At 69.1% G+C, this 15,409-nt stretch carries 15 protein-coding genes; all 15 read left to right on the top strand.

Features of this window, described 5'->3' with window-relative positions:
• The first annotated feature begins 102 nt into the window (after positions 1 to 102).
• Complete coding sequence (locus ACSMXO_RS38720) at positions 103 to 3,990, top strand: DNA-directed RNA polymerase subunit beta' (protein WP_455415754.1); 3,888 nt, start codon at positions 103 to 105, stop codon at positions 3,988 to 3,990.
• A gap of 97 nt (positions 3,991 to 4,087) precedes the next feature.
• The gene (locus ACSMXO_RS38715; protein WP_455419409.1) at positions 4,088 to 4,435 is read left to right on the top strand and encodes a hypothetical protein; all 348 of its coding nucleotides are present in this window, start codon (positions 4,088 to 4,090) and stop codon (positions 4,433 to 4,435) included.
• A gap of 180 nt (positions 4,436 to 4,615) precedes the next feature.
• Entirely contained in the window at positions 4,616 to 5,608 is a 993-nt protein-coding gene (locus ACSMXO_RS38710; protein WP_455415753.1) for a hypothetical protein, read from the top strand.
• 490 nt (positions 5,609 to 6,098) lie between these two features.
• Positions 6,099 to 6,473, top strand: a complete 375-nt coding sequence (gene rpsL, locus ACSMXO_RS38705; RefSeq protein WP_101368150.1) for a 30S ribosomal protein S12 — start codon at positions 6,099 to 6,101, stop codon at positions 6,471 to 6,473.
• 1 nt (position 6,474) lies between these two features.
• Positions 6,475 to 6,945, top strand: a complete 471-nt coding sequence (gene rpsG / locus ACSMXO_RS38700) for a 30S ribosomal protein S7 (protein ID WP_101368149.1) — start codon at positions 6,475 to 6,477, stop codon at positions 6,943 to 6,945.
• Between the two features lie 96 nt (positions 6,946 to 7,041).
• Complete coding sequence (fusA, locus tag ACSMXO_RS38695) at positions 7,042 to 9,138, top strand: elongation factor G (protein WP_346258313.1); 2,097 nt, start codon at positions 7,042 to 7,044, stop codon at positions 9,136 to 9,138.
• A gap of 235 nt (positions 9,139 to 9,373) precedes the next feature.
• On the top strand, positions 9,374 to 10,567 hold the full coding sequence (tuf, locus tag ACSMXO_RS38690) for an elongation factor Tu (RefSeq protein WP_318395954.1): 1,194 nt from the start codon (positions 9,374 to 9,376) through the stop codon (positions 10,565 to 10,567).
• 357 nt (positions 10,568 to 10,924) lie between these two features.
• On the top strand, positions 10,925 to 11,233 hold the full coding sequence (gene rpsJ, locus ACSMXO_RS38685) for a 30S ribosomal protein S10 (protein WP_007073037.1): 309 nt from the start codon (positions 10,925 to 10,927) through the stop codon (positions 11,231 to 11,233).
• 11 nt (positions 11,234 to 11,244) lie between these two features.
• Positions 11,245 to 11,907 (top strand): 50S ribosomal protein L3, encoded by a 663-nt coding sequence (gene rplC, locus ACSMXO_RS38680; protein WP_346258312.1) that lies wholly within the window; start codon positions 11,245 to 11,247, stop codon positions 11,905 to 11,907.
• Complete coding sequence (gene rplD, locus ACSMXO_RS38675) at positions 11,904 to 12,557, top strand: 50S ribosomal protein L4 (RefSeq protein ID WP_318395952.1); 654 nt, start codon at positions 11,904 to 11,906, stop codon at positions 12,555 to 12,557. The genes rplC and rplD overlap by 4 nt, the downstream gene beginning before the upstream one ends.
• Complete coding sequence (rplW, locus tag ACSMXO_RS38670) at positions 12,554 to 12,856, top strand: 50S ribosomal protein L23 (RefSeq protein ID WP_101368144.1); 303 nt, start codon at positions 12,554 to 12,556, stop codon at positions 12,854 to 12,856. Before rplD ends, rplW begins: the two co-directional genes overlap by 4 nt.
• Before the next feature lie 12 nt (positions 12,857 to 12,868).
• The gene (rplB, locus tag ACSMXO_RS38665) at positions 12,869 to 13,708 is read left to right on the top strand and encodes a 50S ribosomal protein L2 (protein WP_346258311.1); all 840 of its coding nucleotides are present in this window, start codon (positions 12,869 to 12,871) and stop codon (positions 13,706 to 13,708) included.
• 15 nt (positions 13,709 to 13,723) lie between these two features.
• Positions 13,724 to 14,005, top strand: coding sequence for a 30S ribosomal protein S19 (gene rpsS, locus ACSMXO_RS38660; RefSeq protein WP_101368142.1), 282 nt, complete (start codon positions 13,724 to 13,726; stop codon positions 14,003 to 14,005).
• Between the two features lie 37 nt (positions 14,006 to 14,042).
• Entirely contained in the window at positions 14,043 to 14,531 is a 489-nt protein-coding gene (gene rplV, locus ACSMXO_RS38655; RefSeq protein WP_318395951.1) for a 50S ribosomal protein L22, read from the top strand.
• Positions 14,531 to 15,409 (top strand): 30S ribosomal protein S3, encoded by an 879-nt coding sequence (gene rpsC / locus ACSMXO_RS38650; RefSeq protein WP_346258310.1) that lies wholly within the window; start codon positions 14,531 to 14,533, stop codon positions 15,407 to 15,409. The genes rplV and rpsC overlap by 1 nt, the downstream gene beginning before the upstream one ends.

The following is a 15,409-nucleotide window of genomic DNA, read 5'->3' as shown; positions in this document are numbered from 1 at the left end:
ACCCGCTCCGGGCGGTCAGGCTTGATCCCTCCGCGGGTCACCCGCCCCCGACCCCCGCATGAGAGCTAGCGGTAAAACGACACGACACGAGGGACATATAACGTGCTCGACGTCAACTTCTTCGACGAGTTGCGGATTGGCCTGGCCACCGCTGACGACATCCGTCAGTGGTCGCACGGCGAGGTTAAGAAGCCTGAGACGATCAACTACCGCACCCTGAAGCCGGAAAAGGACGGGCTCTTCTGCGAGAAGATCTTCGGCCCGCAGCGGGACTGGGAGTGCTACTGCGGTAAGTACAAGCGGGTCCGGTTCAAGGGCATCATCTGTGAGCGCTGCGGTGTCGAGGTGACCCGTTCCAAGGTGCGGCGTGAGCGGATGGGCCACATCGAGCTGGCCGCGTCGGTCACGCACATCTGGTACTTCAAGGGTGTGCCGAGCCGGCTTGGCTACCTGCTCGACCTGGCGCCGAAGGACCTCGAAAAGATCATCTACTTCGCGTCGTACGTGGTGACCAGCGTCGACACGGAGGCGCGACACCGTGACCTCGCCACGGTGGAGAACGAGATCCTGGCCGAGAAGCGGCAGGCCGAGAACAGCCGTGACTCGGAGATCGAGAAGCGGGCCGCCAAGCTTGAGGCCGACCTGGCCGAGCTGGAGGCCGAGGGTGCCAAGGCCGACGTGCGGCGCAAGGTCAAGGAGGGCGGAGAGCGTGAGATGCGCCAGATCCGCGACCGGGCGCAGCGCGAGATCGACCGCCTCGACGAGGTGCTGGACACCTTCCGCAAGCTGGAGCCGAAGCAGCTGGTCACCGACGAGCTGCTCTACCGCGAGCTGCGGGACCGGTTCGGCGAGTACTTCACCGGTGGGATGGGTGCCGAGGCGATCAAGGCGCTGGTCCAGAACATGGACCTGGACGCCGAGGCGGAGAACCTCCGCGAGATCATCCGTACCGGTAAGGGCCAGCGGAAGATCCGGGCGCTCAAGCGGCTCAAGGTCGTGGCGGCGTTCCTGAACACCCGCAACTCGCCGCTCGGCATGGTGCTGGACTGCGTACCGGTGATCCCGCCGGACCTGCGCCCGATGGTGCAGCTCGACGGTGGCCGGTTCGCGACCTCGGACCTGAACGACCTCTACCGCCGCGTGATCAACCGGAACAACCGGCTCAAGCGACTGATCGACCTCGGCGCGCCCGAGATCATCGTCAACAACGAGAAGCGGATGCTCCAGGAGGCCGTGGACGCGCTGTTCGACAACGGACGGCGTGGTCGGCCGGTCACCGGCCCGGGTAACCGGCCGCTGAAGTCGCTGTCGGACATGCTCAAGGGCAAGCAGGGCCGGTTCCGGCAGAACCTGCTGGGCAAGCGGGTCGACTACTCCGGTCGTTCCGTGATCGTGGTCGGTCCGCAGCTCAAGCTGCACCAGTGCGGCCTGCCCAAGCAGATGGCGCTGGAGCTGTTCAAGCCGTTCGTGATGAAGCGGCTGGTCGACCTCAACCACGCACAGAACATCAAGTCCGCGAAGCGGATGGTCGAGCGGCAGCGGCCGGTCGTCTGGGACGTGCTGGAAGAGGTCATCGGCGAGCACCCGGTGCTGCTGAACCGGGCGCCGACCCTGCACCGGCTGGGCATCCAGGCGTTCGAGCCGCAGCTCGTCGAGGGCAAGGCGATCCAGATCCACCCGCTGGTCTGCACCGCGTTCAACGCGGACTTCGACGGCGACCAGATGGCGGTGCACGTACCGCTCTCCGCCGAGGCGCAGGCCGAGGCTCGGATCCTGATGCTCTCGTCCAACAACATCCTCAAGCCGGCGGACGGCAAGCCGGTCACCATGCCCACCCAGGACATGGTCATCGGCCTCTACCACCTGACCCACCTCACCCCGGGTGAGGTCGGCGAGGGCCGGGTGTTCAGCTCGGACGCCGAGGCGCGGATGGCCTTCGACAACGGTGAGCTGCACCTGCAGACCCCGGTGAAGATCCGGCTGCGCGGTGTGGTCGAGGTGGACAACGGCCCCGGTGCCTCCCGGTGGACCGCGCCGGAGGGCTGGGTCCCGGGTGAGCCGCTCACCGTGGAGACCACGCTGGGGCGGGTGCTCTTCAACGAGACCCTGCCGCAGGGCTACCGGTTCGTGAACTACGAGATCCGCAAGGGGCAGCTCTCCGCGATCGTCAACGATCTCGCCGAGCGGTTCCCGAAGGTGGCCCTGGCCGCGACGCTCGACGGGCTCAAGGAGGCCGGCTTCCACTGGGCCACCTGGTCCGGCGTGACGATCGGCATGGAGGACGTCATCGCGCCGCCGCGCAAGCGGGAGATCCTGGAGCGGTACGAGAAGGAAGCCGAGCGGATCGACAAGCAGTACCAGCGGGGTCTGATGACCGCCGAGGAACGTCGCGGCGAGCTCATCGAGATCTGGACCAAGGCGACCAACGAGGTCGCCAAGGAGATGGAGACCGCGCTGCCGCAGGAGAACCCGCTGTGGAAGATGATCAACTCGGGTGCCCGCGGTAACCTGCTCCAGCTCCGCCAGATCGCCGCGATCCGTGGTCTGGTGGCCAACCCGAAGGGCGAGATCATCCCGCGGCCGATCAAGGCCAGCTACCGGGAGGGTCTCTCCGTGCTGGAGTACTTCATCTCCACGCACGGTGCCCGGAAGGGTCTCGCCGACACGGCGCTGCGTACCGCCGACTCGGGTTACCTGACCCGTCGCCTGGTGGACGTCTCGCAGGACGTGATCATCCGCGAGGAGGACTGCGGCACCGACCGCGCCATCCCGATGCAGATCGCGACCCAGCTCGACGGCAGGCTGGTGGCGCACGAGCACGTGGAGACCAGCGTGCACGCCCGTACCCTGGCCGACGACATCAAGGGGCCCGACGGCAACCTGGTCGCCGAGCGGGGTGCGGACATCAACACCATCCTGGTCGACAGGATCGTGGGGGCCGGGGTGGACACCGTACGGGTCCGCAGCGTGCTCACCTGCGAGTCCAAGCTCGGCGTCTGCGGGGCGTGCTACGGCCGCTCGCTGCCGACGGGCAAGACCGTGGACGTCGGCGAGGCGGTCGGCATCATCGCCGCCCAGTCGATCGGTGAGCCGGGTACCCAGCTCACGATGCGTACCTTCCACACCGGTGGTGTCGCGGGTGAGGACATCACCCAGGGTCTGCCCCGGGTCCAGGAGATCTTCGAGGCCCGGGTCCCGAAGGGCAAGGCGCCGATCGCCGACACCCCGGGCCGGATCCGGATCGAGGACGGCGAGCGGTCGCGCAAGATCATCGTGGTGCCGGACGACGGCAGCGACGAGATCGTGTACGACAAGATCTCCAAGCGGGTGCCGCTCCAGGCGCACGACGGGGATCACGTCGACGTCGGCCAGAAGCTCACCAAGGGCACCATCGACCCGCACGAGCTGCTGCGGATCCTCGGCCCGCGGGCGGTCCAGGTCCACCTGACCCAGGAGGTCCAGGAGGTCTACCGGTCGCAGGGTGTGCTCATCCACGACAAGCACATCGAGATCATCATCCGCCAGATGCTCAAGCGGGTGACGGTGATCGACTCCGGCGCGACCGAGTTCCTGCCGGGTGTGCTGGTCGACCGGGCGCTGTTCGAGTCGGAGAACCGCCGGCTCGTCTCCGAGGGCGGCGAGCCCGCGGCGGGCCGGCCGGTGCTGATGGGTATCACCAAGGCGTCGCTGGCCACCGACTCGTGGCTGTCGGCGGCGTCCTTCCAGGAGACCACCCGGGTGCTCACGGACGCGGCGATCCACGCCCGGAGCGACTCGCTGATCGGTCTCAAGGAGAACGTCATCATCGGTAAGCTCATCCCGGCCGGTACGGGCATCAGCAAGTACCGCAACATCCGGGTCGAGCCGACCGAGGAGGCGAAGGCCAAGGTCTACTCGATGACCGGCTACCCCGAGACCGACTACGGGTTCGGGCCGGCCAGCGGCCAGGCGGTGCCGCTGGACGACTTCGACTTCGGGTCGTACCGCTAAGCGACACCTGAGGCGCCCCGCTCGTCGGTTGACGGGCGGGGCGCCTCGCTTTTCCGGCCGTGCACGCCGGGTTGGGTAGGCTGGCGTGGTGACCACGATGCCGGCCGCCGGCCCGGCCACGCGCCATCCGCTCGACCCGGATCCGGTGCGCTCCACCAAGTCCCGGGCGGTCTTCGCCCTCGGCCTGGTGGCGCTGCTGACCGGCCCACTGGTCGGGGGCATCGTCCCGGCGACGCTGGCGATGCTGCTGGCCCGGCAGGCCCGCCGGGAGGCGTACGCGTCGGGGGGCTATCTGACGGGTGCCGCCTGGCTGCGTCGCGGTGAGCAGCTGGCCTGGGCCGGCGTCGCCCTCGCCGCGACCGCGCTGGTGGCGGCGACCGTGATCGGTGTGGTGAATCTGGCCGACGGCTCGGTCGGCCAGGACTTCGCGCCCGGGGTCGACTGACCAGGCCGCCAGCGGAGGGTGGTTCGGCGGCAGGGCTACCGGACGTAACCGGGCCGGTGGCGGCTGGCCGCACGGCGGTAACCTGACCTTGGCACGACGTGTCGGGCCCGGTCGACGGATTCTCCTCGGCCGGTCGGTTCCGCCGTGGTTGGCGGCTCGGTGGTGTGCAGGGGAGTTTTCGTGACGGAGGAGGCGCAGCCACCCGGGGTGGAGCGCGCGGCGGACGAGACGCCGGGGCAGCCCGCCGGGCACGAGCCTCGTTACCCCGAGCCCTCGTACACGCTGCCGCCGATTGCCGCGGCGTCGCCGACGAGCGCGCCGGGGGAGCCGGGCGGGCCGGCCAGCGAATGGTCCCGCCCCGCGCCGGCCGGGTCCGAGGCCGGGCCGGGGGTCTCCGGCACGGGCTGGGCAGGCGCCTCCACCGCCCCGCTCCCGGCGAACCCGACCTGGGCGCCGAGCCCCGCCACACCGCCGGCCCCGGCGACCTCCGCCTGGGGCTCCGGCCCTGTGCCGGCGGTTCCGACCTCCGGCCCGGCCTCGGCGGGCGCGCCGGGGGCGGCCGGCGTCGCCGGGTACCCGGTGGCGGAGCCGCTCCGGGCCGCGACGCCGGGCGGTGCGCCGACGGCGTACCCCGGCATGCCCGGGCTGGCCGGTGGAGCGGGCCCGGCCGGCGGTGCTGGACCGGCCGCGGTGCCGGCGCCGCCCCGTGAGTCGCTGCGGGCGCCCAGCCGGGTGGACGCGGTCCCGGGTACGCCGTTCGGCCTGGTGCATCTCGAGGTGGCTCCGGTCACCTCGGGGCCGGCGGTGGCCTCGCTGGTGACCGGGGTCGGATCCGTGCTGGTCGCCTTCACCGCCGGCTGCCTGGGCCTCGCCGGCAGCAGCCCGGAGGACTGGGGCGGCTGGGTCGCAGGCGCCTTCGCGGTGCTCGCCGGGCTGCTCGGCCTGGCCGGCGTGCTGCTGGGCGAACTGGGCCGCCGGCAGACCTCGCCCACCGGTCGGGCGCGCTGGCCTGGTCGCCGCCGCATGACGCCCGCGGCCGCGCCGGGCTCCACGGCGCCGCCGGTCCGGTTCACCGGCCGGGGTCTGGCGATCGCCGGCATCAGCTGTGCCGGTGTGGGCCTCGCGCTGACGGTGCTCGCGCTGGCCGTGGCGGTGCTGCTGCAACTGGCCTGAGCGCCGTCGGCGGCCGGCCGGCCGGGGCGGGCGGCTGTCGGGTTACCGGGCCGACGGGCCGATCGCGGGATCAGCCGGTACACTTGAAAATCGGCAGTGCTTTTCGGGAGCGACGCGGAGATCCGGGCCTGGCCGGGGGTGCTCGACAACCTCCCGGAGTCCTGTTTTGACGTGCCCACTCACGGTAGGTACTCTTTCCTCTCGTGCCCGGGCATGCCCGGGCAACTCGTGCGTGTGCCCGAGTCCACGTGGTGGCAATCGAGCAACCCACGACAAAGTCGAAACGAGTCGGCTACGCCCCAGCGTGCCGACGAGCTGGAATCCGGCGTCGACAAGCGACGGCGGAAACCGCGAGCGGGCGACACGCCCGACCGCGGGTGCCGGGACCGTCCCGAGACGGCCCTGGTTGGAAGGTAAGAGAGCCACCCGGACGGGTGGCTAAGACACACGGCGCGGTCGCAGAGGGCGGCCGAAGGGAGCGGAAAACCCGGTGCCCACGATCCAGCAGTTGGTCCGCAAGGGCCGCCAGGCGAAGACGAGTAAGACCAAGACGCCGGCGCTGAAGGGGAGTCCTCAGCGGCGCGGCGTGTGCACGCGCGTGTACACCACCACCCCCAAGAAGCCGAACTCCGCGCTGCGCAAGGTCGCTCGGGTGAAGCTCAGCAGCCAGATCGAGGTGACCGCCTACATTCCGGGCGTCGGGCACAACCTCCAGGAGCACTCCCTCGTGCTGGTCCGTGGCGGCCGTGTGAAGGACCTTCCGGGCGTGCGTTACAAGATCGTCCGCGGTTCGCTGGACACCCAGGGCGTCCGCAACCGCAAGCAGGCCCGTAGCCGCTACGGCGCGAAGAAGGAGAAGAGCTGACATGCCGCGTAAGGGCCCTGCTCCGCGCCGGCCGCTGGTCGCGGACCCGGTGTACAACTCCCCGCTGGTCACCCAGCTGGTGAACAAGATCCTGCTCCGCGGCAAGCGTCAGCTCGCCGAGCGCATCGTCTACGAGGCCCTGGAGGGCTGCCGGGAGAAGTCCGGCACCGACCCCGTGGTCACGCTCAAGCGGGCGATGGACAACGTGAAGCCGACCCTGGAGGTGCGCAGCCGCCGGGTCGGTGGCGCGACCTACCAGGTGCCGGTCGAGGTCAAGCCGCAGCGTGCCACCACGCTCGGCCTGCGCTGGCTGGTCACCTACTCCCGCGCCCGCCGGGAGAAGACGATGGTCGAGCGGCTGATGAACGAGCTGCTGGACGCGAGCAACGGTCTTGGCGCCGCCGTGAAGCGGCGTGAGGACACCCACAAGATGGCCGAGTCCAACAAGGCCTTCGCGCACTACCGCTGGTAACGGCCAGCCGGGTTCCGGCGCGGTCCGCCGCGCCGGAGCCCGGGCAACGGTCGCGATCACACCGACGAGACGACGAGACGATAAGTAGGGATTGAAGTGGCCGCCGCAGACGCGCTCGCCAACGTACGCAACATCGGCATCATGGCGCACATCGATGCCGGTAAGACCACTACCACCGAGCGGATCCTGTTCTACACCGGCATCACCTACAAGATCGGTGAGGTCCACGAAGGCGCCGCCGTCATGGACTGGATGGAGCAGGAGCAGGAGCGGGGGATCACCATCACCTCCGCCGCCACCAAGTGTGAGTGGAAGGGCCACACGATCCAGATCATCGACACGCCCGGCCACGTCGACTTCACGGTCGAGGTCGAGCGGTCGCTGCGGGTGCTCGACGGTGCGGTCGCCGTCTACGACGGTGTCGCGGGTGTGGAGCCGCAGACGGAGAACGTCTGGCGTCAGGCCGACAAGTACAACGTCCCCCGGATGTGCTTCGTCAACAAGCTCGACCGGACCGGGGCGGACTTCTTCCGCTGCGTGCAGATGATGATCGACCGGCTCAACGCCACCCCGCTGGTGCTGCAGGTGCCGATCGGCCTGGAGGGCGACCACATCGGCGTCGTCGACCTGATCGGGATGCGGGCGCTGACCTGGCGCGGTGAGACCCAGAAGGGCGAGGACTACGCGGTCGAGGAGATCCCGGCCGACCTCGCGGACCTGGCCGCCGAGTGGCGCGAGAAGCTGATCGAGACCCTCGCCGACGTCGACGACTCGGTGATGGAGAAGTACCTCGAGGGCGAGGAACTCTCCGTCGACGCGATCAAGGCCGCCATCCGGCGGGCCACCATCGGTGGCAAGGCCAACCCGGTGCTCTGCGGTTCGGCCTTCAAGAACAAGGGCGTCCAGCCGATGCTCGACGCGGTGGTCGACTACCTGCCGTCGCCGCTGGACGTCCCGGCGATCGAGGGCACCGCCCCCGACGGCGAGACCCCGATGCTGCGCAAGCCGGACAAGAACGAGCCGTTCTCCGGGCTGGCCTTCAAGATCCAGACCGACAAGCACCTGGGCAAGCTGACCTACGTCCGCGTCTACTCGGGCACGGTGGAGTCCGGATCGCAGGTGATCAACTCCACCAAGGACCGCAAGGAGCGGATCGGCAAGATCTACCAGATGCACGCCAACAAGCGGGAAGAGCGCAGCTCGGCCCAGGCTGGCGACATCATCGCGGTGCAGGGTCTGAAGCAGACCACCACCGGCGACACCCTCTGCGACCCGGCCAACCCGGTCATCCTGGAGTCGATGACCTTCCCGGAGCCGGTCATCGAGGTCGCGATCGAGCCGAAGACAAAGGCCGACCAGGAGAAGCTGAGCACCGCCATCCAGCGGCTCGCCGAGGAGGACCCGACGTTCCGGGTCAAGCTCGACGAGGAGACCGGCCAGACCGTCATCTCCGGCATGGGCGAACTGCACCTGGACATCCTGGTGGACCGGATGCGCCGCGAGTTCAACGTCGAGGCGAACATCGGCAAGCCGCAGGTGGCGTACCGGGAGACCATCCGCCGCAAGGTGGAGAAGGTCGAGTACACCCACAAGAAGCAGACCGGTGGTTCGGGGCAGTACGCCCGGGTCATCGTCAGCCTCGAACCGCTGCCGCTGGACAACGACTCGCCGACGTACGAGTTCGCGAACGCGGTCACCGGTGGGCGGATCCCGAGGGAGTTCATCCCCTCGGTGGACGCCGGTGCCCAGGACGCCATGCAGTACGGCATCCTCGCCGGCTTCCCGCTGGTCGGTCTGAAGCTGACCCTGCTCGACGGCCAGTACCACGAGGTCGACTCGTCGGAAATGGCCTTCAAGATCGCCGGTTCGATGGTGCTGAAGGAGGCGGCCCGCAAGGCCGACCCGGCACTGCTCGAACCGATGATGTCCGTCGAGGTCACCACGCCCGAGGAGAACATGGGCGACGTGATCGGCGACCTCAACTCCCGCCGAGGCATCATCCAGGCGATGGAGGAGCGCAGCGGCGCTCGCATCGTCCGGGCTCTGGTGCCGCTGTCGGAGATGTTCGGCTATGTCGGCGACCTGCGGTCGAAGACCCAGGGCCGGGCTAGCTACAGCATGCAGTTCGACTCCTACGCCGAGGTTCCCGCGAGCGTGGCGAAGGAGATCATCGCGAAGGCGACGGGTGAGTGAGCGGAAACGCGCACTGACCCGGTGCCGGGCCGGTGATACCGCGAGTGCGGCGGGCGAGTAATCTCGCCCGCGGCGCCCACGGGCCGGGCTGCTAGACCGGGCCTGAAGGTTTCACCGCCGCAAGACCCACATGACTTCCCGGCCGGGAACCTCGGTCGGAAAGGCTGTCGACAGAGTCCTGAGCGCCGAATGGCGTGCCGGGCGTACGAACCAAGAAGTCCACAGGAGGACACCAGTGGCGAAGGCGAAGTTCGAGCGGACTAAGCCGCACGTCAACATCGGCACCATTGGTCACATCGACCACGGTAAGACGACGCTGACGGCGGCCATCACGAAGGTCCTGCACGACAAGATGCCGGACCTGAACCCGTACACGCCGTTCGACGAGATCGACAAGGCGCCGGAGGAGAAGGCCCGGGGCATCACGATCTCGATCGCACACGTCGAGTACCAGACCGAGGCGCGGCACTACGCACACGTCGACTGCCCCGGTCACGCCGACTACATCAAGAACATGATCACCGGTGCCGCGCAGATGGACGGCGCGATCCTGGTGGTCGCGGCGACCGACGGCCCGATGCCGCAGACCCGCGAGCACGTGCTGCTGGCCCGCCAGGTCGGCGTTCCCTACATCGTCGTGGCGCTGAACAAGAGCGACATGGTCGACGACGAGGAGCTGCTCGAGCTGGTCGAGCTCGAGGTCCGCGAGCTGCTGTCGGCGCAGGAGTACCCGGGTGACGACCTGCCGGTCGTCCGGGTGTCGGCGCTGAAGGCGCTCGAGGGCGACCCGGAGTGGACCGACAAGCTCATGGACCTGATGAGCGCCGTCGACACCGCCATTCCGCAGCCGGAGCGGGAGACCGAGAAGCCGTTCCTGATGCCGATCGAGGACGTCTTCACGATCACCGGTCGGGGCACCGTGGTCACCGGTCGCGCCGAGCGCGGCATCCTCAAGCCGAACGAGGAGGTGGAGCTCGTCGGTATCCGCGAGAAGTCGCAGAAGACGGTCTGCACCGGTATCGAGATGTTCCGCAAGCTGCTCGACGAGGCCCGCGCGGGTGAGAACGTCGGTCTGCTGCTCCGGGGCATCAAGCGCGAGGACGTCGAGCGCGGCATGGTGGTCGTCAAGCCTGGCACCACCACCCCGCACACGGAGTTCGAGGCGACCGTCTACATCCTCTCCAAGGAGGAGGGTGGCCGGCACACCCCGTTCTTCCAGAACTACCGTCCGCAGTTCTACTTCCGGACCACGGACGTTACCGGCGTCGTCACGCTGCCCGAGGGCACCGAGATGGTCATGCCGGGTGACAACACCACGATGTCGGTCAAGCTGATCCAGCCGATCGCGATGGAGGAAAACCTCAAGTTCGCGATCCGCGAGGGCGGCCGGACCGTCGGCGCCGGGTTCGTCACGAAGATCGTTAAGTAATCAAAGTAATTCAGGTAACCCCGATTAGCGTTGCCGTGCGGTAGTACGGCATACTGGTCAGGTTGCGTACCGGCGGGGTGGCTGGCTGCCCAGCAGTCAGCCACCCTTGCTGGGCGTCCGGGGATAGTTGATCTATCTCCGGCGCCCCGATACTTCCCGCACGGGCGGGACCGTCTCGGACTTTCCGGGGTGGAGTCCGGCCCCGGGGTGCGACACGCCCGACCGCGGGGGTCGGACAGCACGGGAACTGGGCAGCGCCCGAGCCCGGCATGGAACATCCCGCTCCCCTCCGGGAGAGCGGCTCCGCTGGAGCGGGCGGGCGGGACGGACAAGGCGAGAGAAGGAACAGAGGCCACCATGGCGGGACAGAAGATCCGCATCCGGCTCAAGGCGTACGACCACGAGGTGGTCGACTCCTCGGCGCGCAAGATCGTTGAGACGGTGACGCGTACCGGGGCTCAGGTCGCGGGCCCGGTGCCGCTGCCCACGGAGATCAACCGTTTCTGCGTGATCCGTTCGCCGCACAAGTACAAGGACTCGCGTGAGCACTTCGAGATGCGCACGCACAAGCGTCTGATCGACATCATCGACCCGACCCCCAAGACGGTCGACTCGCTCATGCGCCTCGACCTGCCGGCTGGCGTCGACATCGAGATCAAGCTGTAGGGACCGGACTAATGGACAGGCAAGTGAAGGGCATCCTGGGCGCCAAGCTCGGCATGACCCAGGTCTGGGACAACAACAAGGTTGTCCCGGTGACCGTGGTGCAGGCCGGACCGTGTGTCGTGACCCAGGTCCGCACCGCTGAGAAGGACGGCTACTCCGCGGTCCAGCTGGCGTACGGCGCGGTCGACCCGCGGAAGGTCAAGAAGCCGATCACCGGCCACTACGCCAAGGCCAACGTGGCGCCGCGCCGGCACATCGTCGAGCTGCGCACCACCGACGCCGCGGACTACGAGCTGGGGCAGGAGGTCAGCGTCGAGGCGTTCGCCGTCGGCACGCCGATCGACGTGACCGGCCGGACCAAGGGCAAGGGCTTCGCCGGTCCCATGAAGCGGCACGGCTTCCACGGTCTGCGCGCCAGCCACGGTGTCGAGCGCAAGCACCGCTCGCCCGGTTCGATCGGCGCCTGCGCCACCCCGGGCCGGGTCTTCAAGGGCACCCGGATGGCCGGCCGGATGGGTGGGGCACGCTACACCGTGCAGAACCTCACCATCCAGGCGGTGGACCCGGAGAACAACCTGCTGCTGGTCCGCGGCGCCATCCCCGGCCCCAAGGGCGCGCTGGTGCTGGTCCGCTCGGCCGCCAAGGCCGTCGCGAAGAAGGGCGGTGCGGCGTGACCACCGTTGACGTGCTGACCGCCGAGGGCACCGCGAGCGGCTCCGTCGAGCTGCCCGCCGAGGTCTTCGACGTGCAGGCGAACATCGCGCTGATGCACCAGGTCGTGGTCGCCCAGCTCGCCGCCGCGCGGCAGGGCACGCACAAGACCAAGACCCGTGGCGAGGTCGCCGGTGGCGGCAAGAAGCCGTACAAGCAGAAGGGCACGGGTCGGGCCCGGCAGGGTTCGATCCGCGCGCCGCAGTTCGCCGGCGGTGGCGTCGTGCACGGGCCGGTCCCGCGCGACTACAGCCAGCGGACCCCGAAGAAGATGAAGGCGGCCGCACTGCGGGGCGCCCTCTCGGACCGGGCCCGCGGCGGCCAGGTGCACGTGGTCGAGACCTTCGTCACCGGCGACAAGCCGTCGACCAAGGGCGCCCTCGCCACGCTGCGCAAGGCGACCGAGGCCAAGCGGGTGCTGGTGGTGCTCAGCAGCACCGACGAGCTGAACTGGCTCTCGCTGCGCAACGAGCCCCGGGTGCACCTGCTGGAGGCCGGCCAGCTCAACACGTACGACGTGCTGGTGGCCGACGACGTGGTCTTCACCAAGGAGGCCCTGGACGAGTTCCTGGGTGTCCGCGGTGGGGCGCAGGGTGAGGAGAGCGACAAGTGAGCACCATCGCCGACCCGCGGGACATCATCTTCGCGCCGGTCGTCTCGGAGAAGAGCTACAGCGAGCTGAACAAGAACTGGTACACCTTCCTGGTGCACCCGGACGCCAACAAGACCGCCATCAAGATTGCGATTCAGCAGATCTTCGACGTGCGCGTCCTGACGGTGAACACGCTCAACCGCGAGGGCAAGCGCAAGCGCACCCGCACCGGGTACGGCAAGCGCAAGAACACCAAGCGGGCGATGGTGAAGCTGGCTGACGGTGACCGTATCGAGGCCTTCGGCGGCCCGGTCAGCTGAGGGGTATAGACAATGGCTATCCGTAAGTACAAGCCGACGACGCCGGGCCGGCGTGGCTCCAGCGTCGCCGACTTCGCCGAGATCACCCGGTCGACCCCGGAGAAGTCGCTGCTGGTTCCGCTGCCGAAGAAGGGCGGGCGTAACGCCCACGGCCGGATCACCACGCGGCACCACGGTGGTGGGCACAAGCGGCAGTACCGTCTGATCGACTTCAAGCGGGTCGACAAGGACGGCGTGCCGGCGAAGGTCGCGCACATCGAGTACGACCCGAACCGCACCGCGCGGATCGCGCTGCTGCACTACGCCGACGGCGAGAAGCGGTACATCATCGCGCCGAAGGACCTGAAGCAGGGCGACCGGGTCGAGTCCGGTCCGGGCGCCGACATCAAGCCGGGCAACAACCTGCCGCTGCGCAACATTCCGGTCGGTTCCACGATCCACGCGGTGGAGCTGCGTCCCGGCGGCGGCGCCAAGCTGGCCCGCTCGGCCGGCGTCGGCATCCAGCTGCTGGGCCGGGAGGGCGCGTACGCCACGCTGCGGATGCCCTCCGGCGAGATCCGGCGGGTGGACGTGCGCTGCCGGGCCACCGTCGGCGAGATCGGCAACGCCGACCAGTCAAACATCAACTGGGGCAAGGCCGGCCGGATGCGCTGGAAGGGCCGCCGCCCGACCGTCCGTGGTGTGGCGATGAACCCGGTCGACCACCCGCACGGTGGTGGTGAGGGTAAGACCTCCGGTGGTCGTCACCCGGTGAACCCGCAGGGTAAGCCCGAGGGTCGTACCCGGCAGAAGGGCAAGGCGAGCGACCGCCTCATCGTCCGCCGCCGCTACGCCACCCGTAAGCGCGGCTAAGGGAGATAGGTAGACATGCCTCGCAGCCTGAAGAAGGGCCCGTTCATCGACGACCACCTGCTCAAGAAGGTGGAGACGCAGAACGAGAAGGGCTCGAAGAACGTCATCAAGACCTGGTCGCGCCGCTCGACGATCATCCCGGACATGCTCGGGCACACGATCGCCGTGCACGACGGGCGCAAGCACGTCCCGGTGTTCATCACCGAGGCGATGGTCGGGCACAAGCTCGGTGAGTTTGCGCTGACCCGCACGTTCAAGGGTCACGAGAAGGACGACCGGAAGAGCCGCCGGCGCTGAGCGCCGACCACGGATAAAGGATCAAGGGGTTTCAGCGATGCCAGTAAAGGGCGACGCTCCGGTGCTTCCGGGCGCGCGGGCGGTTGCGCGACACGTGCGCATCTCGCCGACCAAGGCGCGCCGGGTGGTCAACCTCGTCCGCGGTCTGCCCGCGAAGGAGGCGCTCACGGTGCTGCAGTTCGCGCCGCAGGCGGCGAGTGAGCAGGTTTACAAGGTGCTCGCGAGCGCGATCGCCAACGCGGAGAACAACGAGCGGCTGGACCCCGACGCGCTGCTCGTCAGCGAGGCGTTCGTGGACGAGGGCCCGACGATGAAGCGCTTCCAGCCGCGGGCGCAGGGCCGGGCGTACCGGATCCGCAAGCGGACCTGCCACATCACCATCGTGGTGGAGGCCGTCGCGCCGGCAGCGCCGGGCGGCCGGGGCGCGGCGAAGAAGGCCGCTCCGGCCAAGGCGACCGCGCCGGCCGAGGCCGAGCCGACGACCGAGGCAGCGGAGACGCAGAGCAAGACGGAGGGTGCCGAGTAATGGGTCAGAAGGTTCACCCGCACGGGTTCCGGCTCGGCATCTCGACCGACTGGAAGTCCCGCTGGTACGCGGACAAGCTCTACAAGGACTACATCGCCGAGGACGTCAAGATCCGGCGGATGATGTCCAAGGGCCTGGAGCGGGCCGGCATCTCCAAGGTCGACATCGAGCGGACCCGGGACCGGGTCCGGGTCGACATCCACACCGCCCGGCCGGGCATCGTCATCGGCCGTAAGGGTGCGGAGGCCGACCGGATCCGTGGCGAGCTGGAGAAGCTGACCGGCAAGCAGGTGCAGCTCAACATCCTCGAGGTGAAGAGCCCGGAGTCGGATGCGCAGCTCGTCGCCCAGGGCGTGGCCGAGCAGCTCTCCAGCCGGGTCAGCTTCCGGCGGGCGATGCGTAAGGCCATGCAGTCCGCGATGAAGAACCCGATCGTGCGGGGCATCCGGGTGCAGGTCTCCGGCCGGCTCGGCGGCGCCGAGATGAGCCGTACCGAGTTCTACCGCGAGGGTCGGGTGCCGCTGCACACGCTGCGGGCCAACATCGAGTACGGCTTCTTCGAGGCCCGGACCACCTTCGGCCGGATCGGCGTGAAGGTCTGGATCTACAAGGGCGACGCCGTACCCGGTCGGGAGGCTCCGGCCGAGGCGGGTCCGGCACGTCCGCGCCGTGAGCGGGGCGACCGTCCCGAGCGGCCGCGTCGTGGCCGCTCCGGCTCCTCCGGCACCACCGCCGGCGGCACCGAGGCGGGCCGGGCGGCGGCCGCGGAGATCTCCGGTACGCCCGCCGAGGCGACGAACGACACCGCCGCGCCGGCTACCGCCGCGGCGACTCCGGCGGGTTCCGCCGGAACGGACAGCTCAGCGCAGGAGGGCTGA

It is taken from the genome of Plantactinospora sp. DSM 117369 (assembly GCF_053764795.1).
This window is presented reverse-complemented; position numbering and strand designations above follow the sequence as displayed.